General features: G+C 73.5%; 23 protein-coding genes. 9 read left to right on the top strand and 14 right to left on the bottom strand.

Going from position 1 to position 20744, the window contains the following annotated elements; all coding sequences use genetic code 11:
• Positions 1–20 precede the first annotated feature (20 nt).
• The 5 genes from AC5L3Z_RS13440 to AC5L3Z_RS13420 form a co-directional block, all read right to left on the bottom strand.
• Positions 21–1025, bottom strand: a complete 1005-nt coding sequence (locus AC5L3Z_RS13440; RefSeq protein ID WP_494841945.1) for a methionine synthase — start codon at positions 1023–1025, stop codon at positions 21–23.
• A gap of 27 nt (positions 1026–1052) precedes the next feature.
• Positions 1053–2126: a tRNA 2-thiouridine(34) synthase MnmA gene (gene mnmA / locus AC5L3Z_RS13435; protein WP_494841943.1), complete on the bottom strand. Its 1074-nt coding sequence runs from the start codon at positions 2124–2126 to the stop codon at positions 1053–1055.
• 180 nt (positions 2127–2306) lie between these two features.
• Entirely contained in the window at positions 2307–3482 is a 1176-nt protein-coding gene (locus AC5L3Z_RS13430; RefSeq protein ID WP_494841941.1) for a cysteine desulfurase family protein, read from the bottom strand.
• A 108-nt stretch (positions 3483–3590) separates the two neighbouring features.
• Positions 3591–4262 carry a class F sortase gene (locus AC5L3Z_RS13425; RefSeq protein ID WP_494841940.1) on the bottom strand — a complete coding sequence of 224 codons (672 nt, stop codon included), beginning with the start codon at positions 4260–4262 and terminating at the stop codon, positions 3591–3593.
• Positions 4259–5089: a DUF4397 domain-containing protein gene (locus AC5L3Z_RS13420; protein ID WP_494841938.1), complete on the bottom strand. Its 831-nt coding sequence runs from the start codon at positions 5087–5089 to the stop codon at positions 4259–4261. The genes AC5L3Z_RS13425 and AC5L3Z_RS13420 overlap by 4 nt, the downstream gene beginning before the upstream one ends.
• Positions 5090–5331: 242 nt before the next feature.
• Here AC5L3Z_RS13420 and AC5L3Z_RS13415 point away from each other — a divergent pair, with 242 nt between their 5' ends.
• Both AC5L3Z_RS13415 and AC5L3Z_RS13410 read left to right on the top strand, forming a co-directional pair.
• On the top strand, positions 5332–5943 hold the full coding sequence (locus tag AC5L3Z_RS13415; RefSeq protein WP_494841937.1) for an RNA polymerase sigma factor: 612 nt from the start codon (positions 5332–5334) through the stop codon (positions 5941–5943).
• On the top strand, positions 5897–6688 hold the full coding sequence (locus tag AC5L3Z_RS13410; protein WP_494841935.1) for an anti-sigma factor: 792 nt from the start codon (positions 5897–5899) through the stop codon (positions 6686–6688). The genes AC5L3Z_RS13415 and AC5L3Z_RS13410 overlap by 47 nt, the downstream gene beginning before the upstream one ends.
• A 74-nt stretch (positions 6689–6762) precedes the next feature.
• On the opposite strand, the gene AC5L3Z_RS13405 is transcribed toward AC5L3Z_RS13410, so the two are convergent.
• The 3 genes from AC5L3Z_RS13405 to AC5L3Z_RS13395 form a co-directional block, all read right to left on the bottom strand.
• The gene (locus AC5L3Z_RS13405; protein WP_494841934.1) at positions 6763–9474 is read right to left on the bottom strand and encodes an HAD-IC family P-type ATPase; all 2712 of its coding nucleotides are present in this window, start codon (positions 9472–9474) and stop codon (positions 6763–6765) included.
• Between the two features lie 236 nt (positions 9475–9710).
• Positions 9711–10670 carry an electron transfer flavoprotein subunit alpha/FixB family protein gene (locus AC5L3Z_RS13400; protein WP_494841933.1) on the bottom strand — a complete coding sequence of 320 codons (960 nt, stop codon included), beginning with the start codon at positions 10668–10670 and terminating at the stop codon, positions 9711–9713.
• Positions 10671–10681: 11 nt separating this feature from the next.
• Positions 10682–11461, bottom strand: coding sequence for an electron transfer flavoprotein subunit beta/FixA family protein (locus tag AC5L3Z_RS13395; RefSeq protein WP_334519087.1), 780 nt, complete (start codon positions 11459–11461; stop codon positions 10682–10684).
• A 219-nt stretch (positions 11462–11680) separates the two neighbouring features.
• On the opposite strand from AC5L3Z_RS13395, the gene AC5L3Z_RS13390 reads away from it, so the two are divergent.
• Complete coding sequence (locus tag AC5L3Z_RS13390) at positions 11681–11869, top strand: hypothetical protein (RefSeq protein WP_494841931.1); 189 nt, start codon at positions 11681–11683, stop codon at positions 11867–11869.
• Here AC5L3Z_RS13390 and AC5L3Z_RS13385 read toward each other — a convergent pair.
• Together AC5L3Z_RS13385 and AC5L3Z_RS13380 are read right to left on the bottom strand one after the other, a co-directional pair.
• Positions 11841–12254 (bottom strand): hypothetical protein, encoded by a 414-nt coding sequence (locus AC5L3Z_RS13385; RefSeq protein ID WP_494841929.1) that lies wholly within the window; start codon positions 12252–12254, stop codon positions 11841–11843. The genes AC5L3Z_RS13390 and AC5L3Z_RS13385 overlap by 29 nt on opposite strands.
• Positions 12251–13048, bottom strand: a complete 798-nt coding sequence (locus AC5L3Z_RS13380; protein ID WP_494841927.1) for a GNAT family N-acetyltransferase — start codon at positions 13046–13048, stop codon at positions 12251–12253. The genes AC5L3Z_RS13385 and AC5L3Z_RS13380 overlap by 4 nt, the downstream gene beginning before the upstream one ends.
• 41 nt (positions 13049–13089) lie before the next feature.
• Between AC5L3Z_RS13380 and AC5L3Z_RS13375 the strand changes: the two genes are divergently transcribed.
• From AC5L3Z_RS13375 to AC5L3Z_RS13365, 3 genes are read left to right on the top strand one after another with little or no spacing between them, the layout of a single operon-like run.
• Positions 13090–13482 (top strand): YidH family protein, encoded by a 393-nt coding sequence (locus tag AC5L3Z_RS13375; RefSeq protein WP_494841925.1) that lies wholly within the window; start codon positions 13090–13092, stop codon positions 13480–13482.
• Entirely contained in the window at positions 13479–13778 is a 300-nt protein-coding gene (locus tag AC5L3Z_RS13370; protein WP_494841923.1) for a DUF202 domain-containing protein, read from the top strand. The genes AC5L3Z_RS13375 and AC5L3Z_RS13370 overlap by 4 nt, the downstream gene beginning before the upstream one ends.
• Positions 13779–13805: 27 nt before the next feature.
• A complete protein-coding gene (locus AC5L3Z_RS13365; protein WP_494841921.1) occupies positions 13806–14231 on the top strand; it encodes a PLD nuclease N-terminal domain-containing protein in 426 nt (141 codons plus the stop codon).
• 51 nt (positions 14232–14282) lie between these two features.
• Here AC5L3Z_RS13365 and AC5L3Z_RS13360 read toward each other — a convergent pair whose 3' ends face one another.
• The 4 genes from AC5L3Z_RS13360 to AC5L3Z_RS13345 form a co-directional block, all read right to left on the bottom strand.
• Positions 14283–15104 carry an ABC transporter permease gene (locus AC5L3Z_RS13360; protein ID WP_334519104.1) on the bottom strand — a complete coding sequence of 274 codons (822 nt, stop codon included), beginning with the start codon at positions 15102–15104 and terminating at the stop codon, positions 14283–14285.
• Entirely contained in the window at positions 15101–16075 is a 975-nt protein-coding gene (locus tag AC5L3Z_RS13355; RefSeq protein WP_494841919.1) for an ATP-binding cassette domain-containing protein, read from the bottom strand. The genes AC5L3Z_RS13360 and AC5L3Z_RS13355 overlap by 4 nt, the downstream gene beginning before the upstream one ends.
• Before the next feature lie 155 nt (positions 16076–16230).
• Positions 16231–17853 (bottom strand): acetolactate synthase, encoded by a 1623-nt coding sequence (locus AC5L3Z_RS13350; RefSeq protein ID WP_494841917.1) that lies wholly within the window; start codon positions 17851–17853, stop codon positions 16231–16233.
• 125 nt (positions 17854–17978) lie between these two features.
• Positions 17979–18752, bottom strand: a complete 774-nt coding sequence (locus AC5L3Z_RS13345) for an enoyl-CoA hydratase-related protein (RefSeq protein WP_334519113.1) — start codon at positions 18750–18752, stop codon at positions 17979–17981.
• Positions 18753–18851: 99 nt separating this feature from the next.
• Here AC5L3Z_RS13345 and AC5L3Z_RS13340 point away from each other — a divergent pair, with 99 nt between their 5' ends.
• The 3 genes from AC5L3Z_RS13340 (at position 18852) to AC5L3Z_RS13330 (ending at position 20741) form a co-directional block, all read left to right on the top strand.
• Positions 18852–19373, top strand: a complete 522-nt coding sequence (locus AC5L3Z_RS13340; protein WP_494841915.1) for a DUF6232 family protein — start codon at positions 18852–18854, stop codon at positions 19371–19373.
• Positions 19374–19890: 517 nt separating this feature from the next.
• Complete coding sequence (locus AC5L3Z_RS13335) at positions 19891–20373, top strand: DUF6232 family protein (RefSeq protein ID WP_494841913.1); 483 nt, start codon at positions 19891–19893, stop codon at positions 20371–20373.
• On the top strand, positions 20370–20741 hold the full coding sequence (locus AC5L3Z_RS13330; RefSeq protein ID WP_494841911.1) for a DoxX family protein: 372 nt from the start codon (positions 20370–20372) through the stop codon (positions 20739–20741). Before AC5L3Z_RS13335 ends, AC5L3Z_RS13330 begins: the two co-directional genes overlap by 4 nt.
• The last annotated feature ends 3 nt before the right edge of the window (positions 20742–20744 follow it).

Genomic DNA, 20744 nt, shown 5'->3' with positions numbered 1-20744 from the left:
GGAGGTACGACGGAAAACCCTCAGTCCTCGTGCAGCCGCCGCCCCGCGTCCCGGCAGGCCGCGAGGACGGCCCGCGCGTACCCGGGGGTGGCCCCGGCGAGGCCGCAGGCCGGGGTGACCACCACCTGCTCGGCGAGCTGCCGCCGGGGAAAGCCGAGCCGGTCCCACAGCCCGCGTACCCGGTCGGCGACCTGCGCCGACGTGGGCGCCGGACCGGCCGGCGGGGGCAGCGTGGGCGCGGCGCCGGCCAGCAGCCCGAACCCGGCGTCGATCGCCTCGCCGAGCGGGTCCAGGTCGGTGACGAAATCCAGGTCCAACGCGACCCCGACCGCCCCGGCCGAGCGGATCAACGCCAACGGCACGTCCGGCGCGCAGCAGTGCACCACCGTCGGCACCCCGGCCGCCTCGATCACGTCGCGCAGCAGCGACCGGGCCCGCTCCGGCTCGACCGGCCGGTAGGCGCCGAGCCCGCTCTCGGTGGGCACCCGGCCGGCGAGCACCGCCGGCAGGGACGGCTCGTCGAGCTGGAGCAGCACCGACGCCCGGGGCAGCCGGCGGGTCACCGCCCCGACGTGCCGTCGCAGCCCCTCCCCCAGCGAGCCGGCCAGGTCGCGCACCGCGCCGGGATCGCGCAGCATCCGCCCGCCGATCGGCAGCTCCAGGGTCGCGGCCAGGGTGAACGGCCCGGCTGCCTGGACCTTCACCGGCCCGGCGTACGCCTCGGCCTGCTCGGCGAGCTGGTCCAGGTCGCGTTCCATCAGGTCCCGGGCCCGGCGCAGGTCCCGCCCGGGGCGCGGCGCGACCCGCCAACGGGCCGCGTACAGCTCGACCGGCAGCTCCACCAGCATTCCGCCGGTGCGGCCGATGAGGTCGGCGCCGGGGCCACGCGCCGGCAGTTCGGGCAGGTGAGGCAGGGCGGGCAGCTCACCGAGGACGACCCGCTGCGCCTCGGCGATGTCGGTGCCGGGCAGGGAACCGATGCCGGTCGCCGCTCCGGCTGGCCAGGGCCAGGACTGATCAGTCACGGCCGAAGGCTACTCGCCCGGGGCCGGTCAGCCGGCGATGGTGGCCGAGCCGAGCACGATGTCCCCCGCCGGGTCCGGCCGGTACGCCACGATCGCCTGCCCGGCGGCCACCCCCCGCATCGGCCGGCGCAGCTCGGCGGTGAGGGCGTCGCCGTCCAGCGCCACGGTGGCCGGGACGACCTCGCCGTGCGCCCGCAGCTGCACCTCGCACTCGACCGGCGCGGTCGGCGGCTCGGCGCCGGTCCAGACCGGACGCGTCGCCCGCACCCGCGAGACCTCCAGCGCCTCGGCCGGGCCGACGGTCACGGTGTTGGTCTTGGGGGTGATGGAGAGCACGTAGCGCGGCCGACCGTCCGGGGCCGGCCGGTCCAGGTGCAGGCCCCGTCGCTGCCCGACGGTGTACGCGTACGCGCCGGTGTGGCTGCCGACCACCGCGCCGGTGACCGCGTCGACCACGTCGCCGGGAGCCTCGCCGAGCCGCCCGGCGAGGAAGCCCCTGGTGTCGCCGTCGGCGATGAAGCAGATGTCGTGCGAGTCGGGCTTGTCGGCGACGGCGAGTCCACGCCGGGCGGCCTCCTCGCGCACCTCGGCCTTGGTCGAGTCGCCGAGCGGGAAGATCGAGCGGTCCAGCTGCGCGCGGGTCAGCACCGCCAGGACGTACGACTGGTCCTTGGCCTCGTCGACGCTGCGGCGCAGCAGGCCGTCCGCGCCGAGTCGGGCGTGGTGGCCGGTGACCACCGCGTCGAAGCCCAGGGCCACCGCCCGGTCCAGCACCGCCGCGAACTTGATCTTCTCGTTGCAGCGCAGGCACGGGTTCGGGGTACGACCGGCCGCGTACTCGGCGACGAAGTCGTCCACCACGTCTTCGTGGAACCGGTCGGCCATGTCCCAGACGTAGAACGGGATGCCGATCACGTCGGCGGCCCGGCGCGCGTCGCGGGAGTCCTCCAGCGTGCAGCAGCCGCGCGCGCCGGTGCGGTAGGTCTGCGGGTTGCGGGCCAGCGCCAGGTGCACCCCGGTCACGTCGTGCCCGGCCTCAACGGCCCGCGCCGCCGCCACCGCGGAGTCCACCCCGCCCGACATAGCCGCCAGAACCCTCACCAGCCCCCACCCCCTTCCCCCCGACCCTACCCACCCCTACCCCGCCCGCCCAGCCGCCCACCCCACCCCGACGATCATGCAGCTGTGGTGGGCGACAAACCCCTACAGGTCATCGCACTTCGGGCACCACAACTGCATGATCGGCTCCGAGGTGCCGGCGCGGGCGCGGGCGGCGGGGGGTCAGCGGGGGGTGCGGAGGGCGGCGGCGCGGCGGGCGCGGTCGACGGCCGCCGGGAGGGCGGCGATCAGGGCGTCGACGTCGGCGGGGGTGCTGGTGTGGCCGAGGGAGAAGCGCAGCGAGGAGCGGGAGCGGTCGTCGTCCGCGCCCATCGCGATCAGCACGTGCGAGGGCTGGGCCACCCCCGCCGAACAGGCCGAGCCGGTGGAGCAGGCGATGCCCTGGGCGTCGAGCAGGAGCAGCAGCGCGTCGCCCTCACAGCCGGGGAAGGAGAAGTGCGCGTTGCCCGGCAGCCGGTCGGTCCGGTCGCCGTTGTAGACCACCTCGGGGACGGCCTCCCGGACCCGGCGGACCAGGTCGTCGCGGAGCGCGGCCACCCGCGCCGCGTACTCCTGCTGGCCCTTGACCGCGGCCTCGACGGCGACCGCGAAGGCGACGATGCCGGCGGTGTCGAGGGTGCCGGAGCGGACGTCGCGCTCCTGGCCGCCACCGTGCAGCAGCGGAGTGGCCGCGACGTCCCGGGCCAGCAGCAGGGCACCGACCCCGGCCGGCCCGCCCAGCTTGTGCCCGGTCACGGTGAGCGCGGCGACGCCGCTGGCGGCGAAGTCCACCGGCACCTGGCCGACCGCCTGGATCGCGTCGGTGTGGAACGGCACGCCGTGCTCGGCGGCCACCGCCGCCAGCTCCGCCACCGGCTGGACGGTGCCGACCTCGTTGTTGGCCCACATCGCGGTGACCACCGCCACCCGGTCGGCGTGCGCGGTCAGCTCGGCCCGCAGCCGGGCCGGGTCGAGCCGACCGGCCTCGTCCACCGGCAGCCAGCCCACCTCGGCTCCCTCGTGGTCGGCCAGCCAGTCGACCGCGTCGAGGACCGCGTGGTGCTCCACCGCGCTGGAGACCACCCGGGTCCGCGCCGCCGCGGTGTCGCGGCGGGCCCAGAAGATGCCCTTCACCGCGAGGTTGTCGCTCTCCGTGCCGCCACCGGTGAAGATCACCTCGGAGGGGCGGGCGCCCAGCGCTGCGGCCACCCGCTCGCGGGACTCCTCCACCCGCCGCCGGGCGCGGCGGCCCGCCGCGTGCAGCGACGACGCGTTGCCGACCTCGCGGGCGGTGACGACGTACGCCTCCAGTGCCTCGTCGAGCATGGGGGTCGTCGCCGCGTGATCCAGGTATGCCATCACCGTCCAGCCTACTGACCGTCGGACGGTCGCCCGGACGCCGGAGTGGCCCGGCATCGGGAAGGGGCCCGCACAACGCCGGCGTTGACAGGGCCCCTCCCGACACCCTCAGGCGGGTACGGCGGTGACGACGATGTTGTCGCGGTACCTGCGGGTCGCGGCGTCGAACGGGCCGCCGCAGGTGATCAGCGTCAGCCGGGGCTTGCCGTCCCGGGCGAAGTAGCGCTCCAGCGGGATCTTCGTCTTGACGTACTCCTCCCGGGCGACGACCCGGTACGCGCGTTGCCGGCCGTCCGAGCCGGTGGCGGTCAGGGTGTCGCCCTGGTCCAGCTCCCGGAGCCGGAAGAACGCCCCCTTGCCCTGCTCGGCGCTGTCCACGTGCCCGGCGATCACCACCGAGCCGGCCTCGGCCTCCAGGCCGGGTCCGTAGCGGTACCAGCCGATCTGGTCGACGCTCGGGGGCACCTCGAACTCGTTGGTCCGCTCGTTGATGCCGACGGCGTTCACCGTGGCGGTGACGCCGATCGGCGGGATGGTCAACTTCACCGGGGGGACGGTCTTCGGCTGCGCCGGCAGGGTGCCGGCGCCCACCGGCACCGACGCGTCGCCCGGGGCGACGCTCGTCGGGGCCGGGGTGGGCGTAGTGCTGGCCAGGGCCGCGGCCTCGTCGGCGCCGACGTCGTCGGCCGGCTGCGACCCGCACGCCACTCCGGTGGCGAGGGTGAGCGCGGCGACGCCGGCGGCCATGGCCGCCAGCGCCCCGCGGTTGCGCACCGTCACTTGCGACCGGTCCGGGCGGTGGCCACCCGCGCCCCGCCGCCGACCAGGAGCAGCGCGCCGGCACCGGCCAGCACGTACCACCAGGTGTCCACGCCGGTGTCGGCCTGGCCGCCGGTGCCGCTGGGCACGCCGCCGGGAGCCGAGTGCAGACCGGTGATGGTCTGCGCGACCAGGTCGAGGTTCTTGGCCTCGGCGGAGCCGATCGCGTAGACGATCGTGGCGGTGCCCTCCTTGAGGTTGAGGTCGGCCGGGCCGATCGCGACGGTGTCGGTGCCGGCCAGCACCACGTCCGCCTTCACGGTGCCCGCGTCGACGTCGCCCTTGGCCTCCTTCGGGTTGGTCAGGCCCTCGAAGACCGGGGTTCCGCCGGCCCGCACGTCCACCCCCGGAGCGGCGGCGGTGTGCCGGACGATCAGCCGGGCCTTGCCCGCGTCGACCTTGGAGGTGTCGTTGACGAACGGGGTGATCTTCGGCTTGCCGGCCTCGTCGAGGTGCGCGGCGATGCTGATGTTGGCGCCGCCCGGGACCTCGGCGTCGTCGACCTTGAGGATGGCCTGGTCGACCGCCTCGCCCGGCTTGGTCAGCGCGATGTCGTACTCGCCCTCGGCCAGGTTCAGCGGGCCGGCGACGTCGCCCGGCTTGAAGTTGTCCAGCGTCTTCTTGCCGTTGACGTACACGTCGACCGGGGTGTCCGGGATGCCGTGCACGACCGAGACCTTGGACGAGGCGGCGTAGGCCGGGCTCACGGTGACGGCGCCGACGCCGGCGAAGGTCAGGGCGGCCACCGCGCCACCCGTGGCGACCCGACGGAAGATCGAGAGCTGCATTGTCTGCCTCCTGCTGATTGGTGCTGATTCGTCAGGCCTGGCTTGCAGAACGGGATACGCCACCGCCCCGACGGGCGGATGCAGCCGACGGAGATTTCTTTTTCCGTCGGCGGAGCGCATCCGCACGCCCCTCCGGCAGCGAAGAGCAGGTGACGGGGACACGGACACGGACGGACCGGGGAAGTGGGGCGAAGGCTGTGAGAGTTACAGTCGGGCATGCCCCACGGAAGGCGAACCGCCCGGTGACGGCGGTACGACAGGAACCCGAGCCCCCGCCCCCACCCCCGGACGACCTGGCGGAGCGGTTCCGCGCCGGCGACGAGACCGCCCTGCGGGAGGCGTACGACCGGTTCGGCCGGGCCGTGCTCCACCTGGCCACCAGCACGTTGGCCAACCGCAGCGACGCGGAGGACGTCACCCAGGCGACCTTCGTCGCGGCCTGGCTCGGGCGGGACACCTTCGATCCGGCCAAGGGGTCGCTGATCGGCTGGCTGCTCGGCATCGGGCGGCGCAAGGTGATCGACCGGCTGCGGGCCTCGGCCCGGGAGACCCGGGTGGTGGAGACGGTCCGACAACTGCCGGAGCCGGTCTCCACCGGCCCCGACCCGGACACGGTGGTCGACCGGCTGGTGGTCGCCGACGAGCTGGCCCGGCTCCCCGACGACCAACGACGCATGCTGGAACTGGCCTTCTACGACGACCTGACACACCAGCAGATATCGACGGTGACCGGAGTGCCCCTGGGCACGGTCAAGAGTCACATCCGACGCGGCATGGCGAGCTTGAAACGCAGATGGGAGGTGGACGGTGCAGCACCTGGACCACGACCGGCTGGTCTATCTGGCGCTCGGTGAGAGCAGTGCGGATCACGGCGAGACCGACCATCTCGGCGCCTGCGCCCACTGCCGGGGCGAGATGGAGACGCTCCAGCACGTCGCCGGGCTCGGCGCGGAGACCCAGGCTCTGGGCGACCTGCCCGACCCGCCCGAGCACATCTGGCAGGGCATCGTCGCGGAGATCAACGCGGCCGAGGAGCTGCCGTCGCTGACCGACGCCCGTCGGCAGCCCGCGGTCGACCCGCGCCCCGCCGGCACGGACGCCGACCGCCCGGTCGTCGCCGGGACGCGGGACCGGTCCCGCCGTCGTCGGCGCTGGTCGGGCTGGGTGACGACGGCCGTCACGGCGGCCGCCGCCGCCGCGATCGGGGTGGCCGGCACGCTGGCCGTGCTCGGGTCCAACGACCCCGACCAGCCCGCACCGCGGCAGGTCGTGCTGGCCAGCGGGTCCCTGTCGGCGTACGGCACGACGCCGAAGGAAGCCAACGGCGACGCCCGGGTCTTCACCGACGGCCGACTGCACCTGCACGTCGCGAATCTCCCGGATGTTTCGGGGTATTACGAGGTCTGGCTGATCAACCCGAGCAACATGCAGATGTTCTCGGTCGGGTTGCTGCGCGACCGCTCCGGCGACGCGCTGCTCCCGTTGCCACCAAACGTCGATCTTCAGGCATACTCAGTTGTCGACGTCTCCGCCGAACAGTTCGACAACAAGCCTGCCCACTCCGGCGACAGCCTGCTGAGGGGCAACCTGACGGGCTGATCGGCGGGCCGGCTCAGCTCCCCGGCCCGCCGATCAGCTCCCTTCCGCGCGGCACGGCCGCCGGCTCCGGCGATTCAGCCGAGCCGGCGGCCCAACCATCCGACGCGTTTGTCGAGCGCCACGATCGCGGAGGCCGCCAGGGCGAGGCCCAGGATGCGCAGCCATGCCTCGATGGTGATCGGAGCGGTCCGGAACAGCGTGTTCATCACGGGCAGGTACGTCAGCGCCAGTTGACCGAGTGCCTGCACCACCACTCCGCCGATCAACCAACGGTTGCCGAAGAACCCCAGGCGCCACGGTGAACGGGTCAGCGAGCGGCAGCTGAACAGATAGAAGGTCTGCACCGCGACGAAGAGGTTCACCGCTGCCGTCCGCGCCTCCGCCAGTCCCGCACCCGCACCGAGCTCCCACTCGAACAACCACCAGGTGCCCGCCACCAGCAACGCGGACACGAGCAGGATGCGGACGACCAGCGCCCCGGTGAGCAGCGGTTGGGCGGGATCGCGGGGCGGCTGGTCCATGATCCCGGGTTCGGTGGGTTCGAAGGCCAGCGTCAGGCCGAGCACCACCGCGGTGGTCATGTTGATCCAGAGGATCTGGCTCGGCAGGATCGGCAATGCCGTACCGAGCACGATCGCGACGAGGATGACCAGCCCCTCGCCGGTGTTGGTGGGCAGGGTCCAGGTGATGAACTTGGTGAGGTTGGCGAAGACGCCCCGCCCCTCCCGCACGGCCGACTCGATGGTGGCGAAGTCGTCGTCGGTGAGCACGATGTCGGCCGCCTCCTTGGCCACCTCGGTGCCGCTGCGCCCCATGGCCACCCCGATGTCGGCCTGACGCAGCGCCGGCGCGTCGTTGACCCCGTCGCCCGTCATCGCCACCACCTGGCCCTCGGACTGCAACGCCTGCACCAGTCGGAGCTTCTGCTCGGGCGAGACCCGGGCGAAGACCGACGCCCGGCGTACCGCCCCGGGCAGCTCGGCGGCGGGCAGGGCCGCCAGGTCGACGCCGGTTCGCACGTCCCCCGGACCCGGCTCGGCGGCGAGCAGTCCCAGGCGTGCGGCGATGGCGCTCGCCGTCGCCAGATGATCGCCGGTGATCATCTTCACTGCGATCCCGGCCCGGTGGCAGGACTCGACGGCGGCCGCCGCGGCGGCGCGGGGCGGGTCGAGCATCGCGTGCAGTCCGGTGAAGGTCAGCGTGCCGGGCAGCGACTCCTCGACCAGTTCGTCGCTCCGGTCGCCGTGCCGCATCGCGGTGGCGAGCACCCGCAGCCCTTCGCCGGCCAGTTCGTGCGCGGCGGCGAGCACGGCGGACCTGTCCAGCGCGACGGTACGACCGTCGGCGTCCAGCCCCGTGGCACACCACTCGACCACCCGCTCCACCGCCCCCTTCACCAGGACGACGCGCCCGCCGTCCCGCCCGTCGTGCAGGGTCGCCATGAACTGCCGCTCCGAGGTGAACGGGATGGCGGCCACCCGGGGGAGTTCGGCGGCGACCTCCTCCGCGCGGATCCCCACCTTGGCGCCCACCGCCAGCATGGCCCCCTCGGTCGGATCCCCGATCACCGTCCACCGGTCGTCGCCCGCGTCGAGCCGGGCCTCGTTGCAGGCCACCCCGGCCAGCAACGACCAGCGCAGCGCACCGCCCGCCCCGGCCGGCACCGACCCGCCGTCCGGTGCGTGGATCTCGCCGATCGGGGCGTAGCCGGCGCCGCTCACCTGGTAACGGCCGTGCGGCGTCCACACCGCCTGCACCGTCATCTGGTTCTCGGTCAGGGTGCCGGTCTTGTCGGTGCAGATCACCGTGGTGCTGCCCAGGGTCTCCACGGCGGGCAGCCGCCGGACCACCGCGCGTCGGCCGGCCATCCGCGCGACACCGATCGCCAGGGTGATCGTCACCGCCGCCGGGAGGCCCTCGGGAATGGCCCCGACGGCCAGCGCCGCCGCCGCGGTGAAGGTCTCCCCGATCCGCTGACCCCGCACGACGCCCACGGTGAAGGTCACCGCCGCGAGGACCAGGATCGCCACGGTCAACACCCGGCTGAACCGGTTGAGCTTCGAGGTCAGCGGCGTGTCGAGGACCTGCGCCGTGCCGATCAGGCGGTGAATGCGGCCCAGCTCCGTCTCCGCGCCGGTGGCCACCACGACGCCGGCCGCCGACCCACCGGTGACCAGGGTGCCGGAGTAGAGCACGTTGCGACGGTCGGCCACCGGCGTCTCGTCCGGCACGACGACCTCGTCCTTGCGTACCGGCAGGGACTCGCCGGTCAACGCCGACTCGTCCGCCCGCAGTTCGGCGGCGCGCGCCAACCGCAGGTCCGCCGGGATCTTCTCGCCCGCCTCGACCAGCACCAGGTCGCCGGGGACCAACTCGTCCGACGGCACCGGCCGCCGCCGGCCGTCCCGCACCACCTGCGCCTCGGTACGCACCATCGACCGGAGGGCGTCGAGCGCCGCCTCGGCCTTGGACTCCTGGAGGAATCCCACGGCGGCGTTGACCACCACCACCCCGAAGATCACGGCCGAGTCGACGTACTCGGCGAGCAGCAGGGTGACCAGGCCGGCGGCGATCAGGACGTACACCAGCGGGTTTTGGAACTGCCGCCGGAGCCGGCGGAACACGCCGCCTCGGGCGGCGGTGGGCAGCACGTTGGGACCGAACCGTTCGAGGCGCGCGGCCGCCTCCCCGTCGCTCAGACCTCGTTCGGTGTCGGTCTCCAGCAGCAGCACGACCTCGTGCACGGCCAGGGCGTGGTGGTCGCTTCCCGGCGTCCTGACCGGCATGGCGCACTCCTCCTTCGACACCTTCCGGCCGAGGGGGTGCGCGGGGGCACCGCCATCGTCGCAGCTCCGCCCCGGACAGCGGGGCGTTCCGGCGCGATCGCCCGAGTGGCCCCGCTGTGCGGCCTTCGACCCGGCGGCGACCGCTCGGAGGGGTGGGCGGTAGACGGCACCGCGACACCGAGGGCCGGGAACCGCACCTGGCGGTTCCCGGCCCTCGGCCGCGGCTGGAACTCAGCTCACTTGCGCTTGCGGATCTCCTCGGCGGCCTGCGGCACGATCTTGAACAGGTCGCCCACCACGCCGAAGTCGGCCAGCTCGAAGATCGGCGCCTCGCCGTCCTTGTTGACGGCGACGATGGTCTTCGAGGTCTGCATGCCGGCCCGGTGCTGGATCGCGCCGGAGATGCCCAGCGCGACGTAGAGCTGCGGGGAGACCGTCTTGCCGGTCTGGCCCACCTGGAACTGGTGCGGGTAGTAGCCGGAGTCGACGGCCGCGCGGGACGCCCCGACGGCGCCACCGAGCAGGTCGGCCAGCTCCTCCACCAGCTTGAAGTTGTCGGCGTTGCCGACACCGCGACCGCCGGAGACGACGATGCCGGCCTCGGTGAGCTCGGGGCGGGAGCCCTTCTGCTCGGCGACCCGGTCGACGACCTTGGCCAGCTTGTCGGCGTCCGTGACGGCGACGGTGAGCTGCTCGACGGCCGGGGTGGCCGGCGCCGGCGTCGGGTTGACCGAGTTCGGCCGGACGGTGACCAGCGGCAGGCCCTTGGTGACCTTGGACTTGACGATGGTGGAGCCGGCGAAGGCGACCTGGGTCGCGGTGCCGTCGGCGTCCAGCCCGACCACGTCGGTCAGGATGCCGTTGTCCAGCTTGACGGCGAGCCGGGCGGCGATCTCCTTGCCCTCCTGGGCGGAGGCGAGCAGCACGGCCGCGGGCTGGACCCGCTTGACCAGCTCGGCCAGCACGGTGGCCTTGGGGGCCACCAGGTAGCCGTCGATCTCCTCACCCTCGGCGGCGTAGATCTTCTCCGCGCCGTACTCGCCCAGCTTTGCGCTCAGCGCCTCGGCGGCGCCGGCGCCACCGAGCACCACCGCGCTGGGGGTGCCCAGCTCGCGGGCGAGGGTGAGCATCTCCAGGGTGACCTTCTTGACGCCGAATTCCTTGGTGGCTTCGACGACGACGAGAACCTCAGCCATGTCCAGACCTCTCACACGAACTTCTCGGTGGCGAGGAACTCGACCAGCTTGACGCCGCCCTCGCCCTCGTCGGTGATCTTGGCGCCGCCGGAGCGCGGCGGGCGCTTGGTGTGCTCCAGCACGGCGCTGGTCGCGCCGTCGAAGCCCACCTCGGTCGGGGCGACCCCGAGGTCGCCCAGGGAGAGCGTCTGCACCGGCTTCTTCTTGGCCGCCATGATGCCCTTGAACGACGGGTAGCGCGGCTCGTTGATGGTGTCCCAGACGGAGACCACGGCCGGCGTCGAGGCGGTGACCACCTCGTAGCCCTCCTCGGTCTGCCGCTCGACGGTCAGCGTGGCGCCGTCGACGGTGAGCTTGCGCGCGCCGGTCAGGGCGGCGACGCCCAGCCGCTCGGCGATCATGTGCGGCATGACCTGGACCCGGCCGTCGGTCGACTCGGCGCCACAGATCACCAGGTCGGCGTTGAGCTGCCCGAGGGCGGCCGCGAGCACCTTCGAGGTGGCCACGGCGCAGGACCCGTGCAGGGCCTCGTCCACCACGTGCACGGCCTTGTCCGGGCCCATGGAGAGCGCCTTGCGGATCGACTCGGTCGCCCGGTCCGGACCCATGGTCAGGATGGTGACCTCGCCGCCGTGCGCTTCCTTGATCTTCAACGCCTCTTCGATGGCGTACTCGTCCATCTCGTTGATGACGTTGTTCGCCGAACCGCGGTCGACGGTGTTGTCGTCAGTGCGCAGGTTGCGGTCCGCGCCCGAATCGGGCACCTGCTTGACGAGTACGACGATGTTCATCGCGCTTCGACGACCCTCCTGTTTGGTGTTGCGATTGCTCGCCCGGTCACGGGCGGAGCTTCGCGCGTCCGTTGACGCCCGGTCAACCGCGGGCTGCTGTGCAGTTGCCCACGACGGCAATGTTACCTGCCAGTAGCTTCCGCCTCTCGGGCACTCAGAGTGACACAGCTCACCGTCGGCCGCGTACTGAGTAAACTCACGAATCGGGAGGTGTCAGACATGTCCGTGCAGCATGGGAGCGACGGGGCGGCGCCGGCCACCGACGCCACCCCGGAGCAGTGCCGCCAGCCGGAGACCGGGACCTACCGGTGCGCCTGCGGGCAGGTACGGGACAGCTGCGTACGCGACACCGTGCACGCGCTCTGGTCTGACCCCGAGGTCAGGCCGGCTCGGCCAACGCCGTCCTGATCCGGTCGATCACCGCCGCCTCGGCCGGCGCCACCCCCCGGTTCGCCTGGGCCACCCGGTCGGCGGCGGCCAGCACCAGCTCCCGGTACACCGCCACGTCGCCGGGGGACTTCTGCCGCAGGATGTCGACGGCCCGGCCCAGCGCCGGCAGCACCATCGACTCGACCTCCAGCGCCGAGTCCCGGGGCAGCTGCGGCAGCGGGCCGACGGTGAGCGCCTCCTTCACCACTCCGCTGGCGTCGTTGAACGCCCCCGACGCGGCGAAGCTCTCCCGGATCATGGCGAACATCCCCGGATCGGCGTTGGAGACCAGGAAGACCGCGCCGAACGCGCCGGTCTTGAGGGTCAGCTGCTCCTCGTCCGTCAACCGTTGCTCCATCCTCACGGAGTGTAGACGTAGGGGGTGGTCGTGGTGACCGGGACGAAGCCCAGCCGCTCCAGGATCGGCCGGCTGTCCTCCGAGGCGTCCACCTGGAGCAACGTCTTCCCGCGCTGGTCGGCCAGGCGCGCCCGGTACCCCACCAGCGCCCGGTAGATGCCCCGGCGCCGCCACTGCTCGAGCGTCGAACCGCCCCACAGGCTCGCGAAGCCGGTGTTGGCCGCGTACCGGATCCAGCCGGCGCTGACCACCGTCCCGTCCGCCTCCGCCACCACCACCGTGATCGACTGCGGGTCGGCGGCGATCTCCCGCTCCAACCCGTACACCAGGTGGCTCCGGTCGGCCCGCCACACCTGCTCCTCCATGGCGGCGATCCGCTCCAGGTCGGCGCGGGAGGTGACCTCACGCAGGCGTACCCCCTCGGGCGGCACCGGGACCGCGCCGGCCAGCGGCGCGACCGGCCCGACCAGGACGGTCTCCCGGTCCTCCGGGACGAACCCGGCCGCGGCCAGCCGGTCGGCCAGGTCGGCCGGCTCGTCGTGGGCGTTGAGCTTCCACTCCACCGACTGGCCGCGCTCCCGGAAGAACTCGACCTGCCGGGCGATCAGCGCGTCCAGCTCCGCGCCGGTCAGGCCGTCCAGGGTCCGGTACGTGAGGAAGCCGCCCTGGTCCAGGCCGAGGATCCGGACCAGCGGGCCGTCCCGTTCGATCGTCACCCCCGCCGGCACCGGGTCGGGGATCTCCGGACGGAGCTGGGTGTCGTAGGCGTCGCGCAGCCGGGAAGCGTCAAGATCGGTCATCGGTCCAGGCTATGCCGGGGACAAAGCGGATAATCATCCTCATGCGGCAGACGATCAGGCGATGGTTCGACCCGTCGGAGCTCGGCACGGTCGGGACCACCCCGGACTACCGCTTCTCGCTGGCCAACGAACGCACCTTCCTGGCCTGGCTGCGGACCGGGCTGGCGCTGCTCGCCGGGGGACTCGCCGCCGCCCAGTTCCTCCCCCCGCTGCCGCTGCGGCACCTGCGCGAGGCGATCGCGGTGGCGCTGCTGCTGCTCGGCGGCGCCGTGGCGGTCCGGGCGGTCGACCACTGGGCCCGCACCGAACGCGCGATCAGGCTCGGTGAGGAGCTGCCGTTCTCCCGTTTCCCGGCCGTCCTCGCCCTGCTGGTGGGGTTCGGTGCACTGCTGCTGGTGGCCGCGGTGCTGGCCCGGACCTTCGGCGCCCGGTGACGGGCGACCCCGGGCTGCAACCGGAACGCACCCGGCTGGCCTGGCGGCGGACCGCCCTGGCACTCACCGTGGTCACCGTGCTGGCCGTCCGGCTCGCCCTCACCGGGGACCCGACGGGGGCGCTGCTCGCCGCGGCCGTGGTGCTGCTCTGGGCCGGGGCGCTCACCGTCTGCTGGGGCCGCGCCGCCGGCACCGGCCCGCTGCGGATCGGGACCCGGAGGGTGCCGCTGGTCGCCCTGGCCACCGCCGCGCTGGCGCTGCTCGCCGTGCCGCTGGCGCTGCGCGGTCTGTGGTGACGCGCGCGGGTACGCCATGATAGGCGCATGGCCCGTCTGTACGTGCTGCTCTTCCTGGCCCAGATCGTCCTCGCCGTCTGTGCGCTGATCAGCTGCCTCTCGGCCGAGGAGGGTGCGATCCGGGCACTCCCCCGCATCGCGTGGGTGCTGATCATCCTCTTCTTCCCGCTGCTCGGCTCGATCGCCTGGTTCGTCGCCGGGCGCGAGCCCGGGGCCGCCCGGTCGCGGTCGACCTGGCGAATCGGCGGTGGCTTCCCGGAGCGGACCCGCCCCCGGCCCGTCGCGCCGGACGACGACCCCGAGTTCCTCAAGTCCGTCGCCGAACGGTCCCGCCGCGACGACGAGGAGTTGTTCCGCCGGTGGGAGGACGACCTGCGCCGCCGCGAGGACGACCTGCGCAGCAAGGAGGGCGACCCGCCGCCACGCGGGGAGGACCAGCCCGAGTCCAGGTGACCGGGGTGCGACCGGCCACCTGGATCGGCACCGCCGCGGCGGCGGCCGGGCTCACACCCGACGCTTGAGCGCCCGCAGCGACAGCGGCGCGAAGAGCACCGCGATGCCGGCGCCCCACAGCAGGGTCTGCAGCACCGGGCCGGCGACCGGGCCGCTCACCAGCAGCCCCCGCAGCGCGTCGGCGACGATGGTCACCGGGTTGACCTCCACCCAGTTCTGCAGCCACCCGGGCATCCGGTCGGTCGGCACGAAGATGTTGCTGGTGAAGGTGAGCGGGAAGATCACCATGAAGCCGAAGATCTGCACCTTCTCCGGCTCGCTCACCAGCACCCCGACCAGCACCGAGATCCACGACGCGGCCAGGGTGAACGCCAGCAGCAGGGCGAACGCGGCGAGCACGCCGAGCACGCCGTTGCCGACCCGGAAGCCGAGGATCATCCCGACACCGAGCAGCAGCGCGATCGACCAGGCCTGCTTGACCGTGTCGGCGAGGATCCGGCCGGCCAGCGGCGCCCAGCGGGCGATCGGCAGCGCCCGGAGCCGGTCGAAGACCCCCTTGGTCAGGTCGTTGTTCAACCCGAACCCGGTGGTCATGGTGGCGAAGAGCGCGTTCTGCACCATGATGCCCGGCAGCATGAAGGTGAGGTACTCGCCGGAGGAGCCGGCGATGGCGGTGCCGAAGACGTACGTGAAGAGCAGCACGAACATCACCGGCTGGATGCTCAGGTCGAGCAGCTCCATCGGGTTGTGCTTGATCTGCACCAGGCTCCGCCAGGCCAGCGTCAGGGTGTGCCGGAGCCCGGCGGTGAGGCCGAGCCGGCGGGCCGGCGCCAGCGGGGTGGGAACCGTGGCGGTGGCGGTGGCGGCGGTCATGCCGGCGTCCTTTCCAGAGCGTCGTCGGTCGGCGTGTCCTGCTCGGCCCGGTGGCCGGTGAGGGAGAGGAACACCTCGTCCAGGCTCGAACCGCGCAGGGCCAGCTCGGCGACCTCGATCTCGGCGGACTCCAGGCGGCGGACCACCGCGGGCAGCACGCCCGCGTCGTTGACCGCCACGGTGACCGTGGTCTGGGCGACCTCCGGGGTCACCCCCGCCACCTCGCCGGCGACGGCCAGCACGGTCTGCAGGTCGGCCGGGTCGGCCGGCCGGACGGTGAGGACCTGACCGCCGGTCTTGGCCTTCAGCTCCTCCGGCGTGCCCTGGGCGATCACCCGGCCGTGGTCGACCACCGCGATCTGGCCGGCGAGCTGGTCGGCCTCCTCGAGGTACTGGGTGGTGAGCAGCACGGTCACCCCGTCGGCCACCAGCCCGCGGACGATGTCCCACAGCTCGTTGCGGCTGCGCGGGTCGAGCCCGGTGGTCGGCTCGTCGAGGAAGAGCACCTGCGGGCGGCCCACCAGGCTGGCCGCCAGGTCGAGGCGGCGGCGCATGCCCCCGGAGTAGGTCTTCGCCGCCCGGCCGGCGGCGTCGGTGAGCTGGAACTCGGCGAGCAGCTCCGCCGCCCGGGACCGGGCCGCGGCCCGACCGAGCCCGAGCAGCCGGCCGATGAGCAGGAGGTTCTCGGTGCCGGTGAGGGTCTCGTCGACCGAGGCGTACTGACCGGTCAGACCGATCAGCTGGCGCACCCGGTGGGCGTCGCGGCGGACGTCGTACCCGCCGACGGTGGCGTGCCCCTCGTCGGCGGCGAGCAGGGTGGCGAGCACCCGTACCGCGGTGGTCTTGCCGGCGCCGTTGGGCCCGAGCAACCCGAAGACCGTCCCGGTGGGGACCTCCAGGTCGACTCCGGCCAGGGCCGTGGTCGCGCCGAAGCGGCGTACCAGCCCTTCGGCGCGGATAGCGTGGGTCATGCGGAGAACTCCCGTCGTTGTCGCTGGTCACCCAACGATGAGCGACGGGTCTGACGTTACGACGACGGGCGCGGAGATTCCGCTCATTTAGCTGTCGACAGAAGGCCGCCACCGCCACCGCCGGTCACCCGGCGACGGCGGTGGCGGCGCGCCGCTCAGGCCAGGTTCGACGAGCGCGGGTACGCGTCGGTCGGGTCGGTGAGCACGTTCACCAGGTACGGCACCCCGGCGTCGAACGCCCGGGCCAGGGCCGGGCCGAGGTCGTCCGCCTTCGCCACCGTCTCGCCGGCGCCGCCCAGCGCCTCGACCACCCGGTCGTAGCGCAGCTCCGGCTGGAGGTCGGCGGCGACGTCGTAGCCGTACATGGCCCGCATCGGGTGCTTCTCCAGCCCCCAGATGCCGTTGTTGCCGACCACGATGACCACCGGCAGCTTCTGCCGCGCCAGCGACTCCACGTCCATCAGCGAGAAGCCGGCGGCGCCGTCGCCCATCAGCACGCAGATCTGCCGGTCCGGGTGGCTGACCCGGGCCCCCATCGCGTAGCCCATGCCGGTGCCGAGGCAGCCGTACGGGCCGGGGTCGAGCCAGGTGCCGGGCTGCGCCGGCTCCAGGTAGCGACCGGCGTACGAGACGAAGTCACCGCCGTCGCCGATGGTGATCGCGTCGGGGGCGAGGACCTTGCGCAGCTCGCCGTAGATCCGCGCGGGCCGGATCGGGTCGGTGTCGGCGGCCATCTCCTCGGCGTCGCGGGCCTTCGCGGCGTCCTCGGCGGTACGCAGCTGGGCGACCCAGTCGGCGTGGTCGGCCCGGTCGCCGGTCCGGTCGGCCAGCGCGGAGAGGATCAGTCGCAGGTCACCGGCGGGGCTGGCGGCCGGCTGGACGTGCCCGGCCCGCTGGCTCGGCGCGTCGACGATGTGCACCACCGCCGCGTCGCCGAAGTCGCCGAAGCTGAGCCGGAAGTCCAGCGGGGTGCCGATCACCACGACCACGTCGGCGCCGGAGAGCGCGACCCGGCGGGCCTTGGCGAAGGCGAGCGGGTGCTGCGGCGGCAGCGCCCCGCGACCCATGCCGTTGGTGAAGACCGGCACCTGGAGCGCCTCGGCGGCCTCGCGGAGGGCGGCGACGGCGTCACCGGCGTACACGTCGGAGCCGGCGATGATGACCGGGCGCCGGGCGGCGGCGATCAGCCGGCCGGCCTTGGCAACCTCGTCCGGGTCCGGCTCGACCGGCGCGGGGGCGGCCGGGGCCGGCAGCTCGGCGTCGCCGACGGAGAAGACCGCCTCGAGCGGGAAGTCGAGGAAGGCCGGACCGCGGTGCGGGGTGAGCGCGCTGGTCAGGGCGGCGGTGACCGCGCGCGGGATGTCCTCGGCGGTGAAGACCGTCTCGGCGTGCTTGGTGACCGGGGCGACCAGCGGCAGGTGGTCCATCTCCTGGAGGCTGCCGGAGCCCCAGCGGAACTGCGGTGCCCGCCCACCGAGCACCAGCACCGGGGAGGCGTTGAAGTACGCGCTGGTCAGGCCGGAGATCCCGTTGGTGACGCCGGGTCCGGCGGTGAGCACGGCCAGCCCGGGGCGGCGCTGGAGCTTGGCCACCGCCTCGGCGGCGAAGACGGCGGACTGCTCGTGCCGCACGTCGTAGATCGGGAAGTCGGCCCTGTGCGCGGCGTCGTAGAGCGGGAACACGTGCCCGCCGGAGAGGGTGAACATCTCCCGTACGCCGTTGGCGCGCAGCGCCGCCAGCGCCAACTCTCCGCCGTGGCCCTCGACCCGTTCCGTCATCGCCGCTCCCCTCGCCCCATGACCGGAGTCACACGCTACTGGTCGGTACGGAGAATGTGAACCGATCTCGGTTCGCTCGATCCGGGTCCGCGACCCCCAGCCGGGTCGCGGGCCCGGACGATACGTCAGCGGCCGGTGAAGTCCGGCTTGCGCTTCTCGACGAAGGCGGCCATGCCCTCGCGCCGGTCGTCGGTGGCGAAGAGCGCCGCGAAGAGCTGGCTCTCCCAGGCCAGGCCGGAGTTGAGGTCCATGTCCAGGCCGGCGTCGACGGCGAGCTTCGCCGCCCGCAGCGCCTGCGCCGGACCGGTCAGGAACGGCTTGACCAGGGCGACCGCGGCCTCGTAGACCTCGCCGGCCGGGACGACCCGGTCGGCGAGCCCGATCCGCAGCGCCTCCTGGGCGTCCACCATCCGGCCGGACATGATCAGATCCTTGGCGCGGGCGGGGCCGACCAGCCGGGCCAGCCGCTGGGTGCCGCCGGCCCCCGGGATGATGCCCAGCTTGATCTCGGGCTGGCCGAGCTTGGCGTCCTCGGCCACCACCCGCCAGTCGCAGGCCAGCGCCAGCTCGCAGCCGCCGCCGAGGGCGTAGCCGGTGATCGCGGCGACCACCGGCTTGGGGATCCGGGCGATGGCGCCGAGCGCGCTGGAGAGGTCGGCGGCCCGGGCCGCCATGTCCACGTAGGACATGTCGGCCATCTCCTTGATGTCCGCGCCGGCGGCGAAGACCTTCTCCCCGCCGTACACGATCACGGCGCGGACCTGCGGGTCGGCGGTGGCCGCCGACGCGGCGGCGCGCAACTCCTCCTGGACCTGCGTGTTGAGGGCGTTCATCGGCGGCCGCTCCAGTCGGATGGTGCCGATGCCGTCCCGGGTCTCCAGCCGCACGAACTCGCTCACGCTGCCCTCACTTCCTCGTCGAAGTCGCGTGCCAACCTTACGGGCGGGCTCGTTGGGGTACATAGTCGAGGTGTCAGCCCCGCCGTCGGGAGTCCAGCCATGATCACCTATTACGACGACAGATCGGTGCAGGTCACCTCCACCGCGATCCGGGTGGACGGGCGCAGCTACCCGCTCGCCGAACTCGGCCTGGTCTGGCACCGGCGGGGCAGCCGCTCCTGGCGCGTCCTCGCCGGGCGGGGCGCGCTCGGCGCGGCGCTGGCCGGACCGCTCGTGGCCGCCATGCTGGGCATCGCGGTCGCCGTCTGGCTGCACCGCTCCCCCACGGTCACCATCGCCATCGTGGGCGCCTCGGTGCTGGTCGGGCTCGCCATCGGGCCGCTCGCCGACGTCCTCTTCGAATTCCTCGACCGGTCCTACGCCCGGGGCAGCCGCCAACTGGAGCTCTGGGCCCGCTGGCGCGGCCAGCCGACGCTGCTGCTGCGCACCGGCGACGCGCTGCGCTTCGGTCAGATCTACCGGGCGGTGCAGCGGGCGATGGAGAGCGGCCACCCCGCCCCGCGGCCACAGCAGCGGATCGGCTCGTCCGGCAGCAACCCCGCGCCCCGCCGCAGACCGTAGCCGTCCCGCCCACCCCGCGGTCCGCGCCACCGCCAACCGCCGGTCGCCGCACGACGGCCGCTGACGGCGCGCCGTCGCTGGCAGGCAGGCCTTGCCGTAGGTGGCTGACAGGCCCCTGGGTCCGTAGCTGGCAGGCCTTGGACAGAGGCCGCCCAGGCAGCGCTGCGGGGGCCGACGAGGCGCGGTGCATCGGCGGCCCGGCCAGGGAGCGGACCTACGGTGTGGATGCTTTGGAGCTGATGACGTAAACGACTCGTCGGGACGGGTGAACCGTTCACGTCATCAGCTCCAAAGGATCCAACGAACACACCTGCCCCCCCATCGGCCAGGTCGAGCGTCCAGCCACGCGGGATCGGCGTAACCAGCGCCGGCGCGGGAGGCACCCACTCGATGCCCGGGGTGAGACCGACCGCGACAGAGGCGGGCGACACGACGAAGCCCGACGGGCCCGCACAACGACGCCCGAGGGGCGCGACGAGGGCGGGCACGGGGCGTGGGCCCACGGTTAGAGTTAGTGATGACCCTCTATTACCGGGACGACCGCGTCGAGGTGACCTCGGAGGCGATCCAGGCTGGTGGGCACGCGGTCCGGCTCTCCGACGTGACGTACGTCTGGCACGCCCGGGGGGCGACGACGATGGCGGTCCGGGGTCGGGTGCTGGGGCGGGGCGTGCTGGTCCTGCTGCTCTCCCTGCCGCCGCTGCTGGCCCTGGTCTGCGTGGTCTCGCTGGCCTGGTCGGCGCAGGACCGGGGCAACTGGCAGCTGGCCCTGATCATCCTGGCCGCCTGCGCGGTCGGTGCGCTCGCCCTGACCCCCTTCCTGGAGCTGCCGCTGAGCTGGCTCGACCGCTCCTACGAGCGCGGCAACCGGGTGCACGAGCTGTGGGTGCAGCACCACGGGCAGGAGGTGCTGCTGGTCCGCACGCCGGACGCGCTACGGTTCGGGCAGATCTACCGCGCCGTGCAACGCGCCATCGAGCAGCAGGGGGAGCACCGATGACCACTCGTCGCGGCGAGGCGGTCGCGCTGGCCGGGCTGCTCGCCACCGCCGGCGTCACCCACTTCCTCAAGCCCCGCTTCTACGACCCGATCGTGCCGCGCGTACTCCCCGCCCCGGCGCGCTTCTGGACGTACGCCAGCGGGGTCGCCGAGCTGGCGGTGGCGGCGGCGGTCGCCCACCCGGCGACCCGGCGGCGCGGCGGGCTGGCCGCCGCCGCGCTCTTCGCCGCGGTGCTCCCGGCCAACGCGCAGATGGCCGTGGACTGGCGCGGCGGAAGCCCCGCCCGGCGGGCGATCGCCTACGGCCGGCTGCCGTTGCAGGCGCCGCTGATCTGGTGGGCGCTGCGGGTGGCGCGCCCCCGGCCATAATCC

This window comes from Micromonospora sp. LZ37 (assembly GCF_059359015.1).
This window is presented reverse-complemented; position numbering and strand designations above follow the sequence as displayed.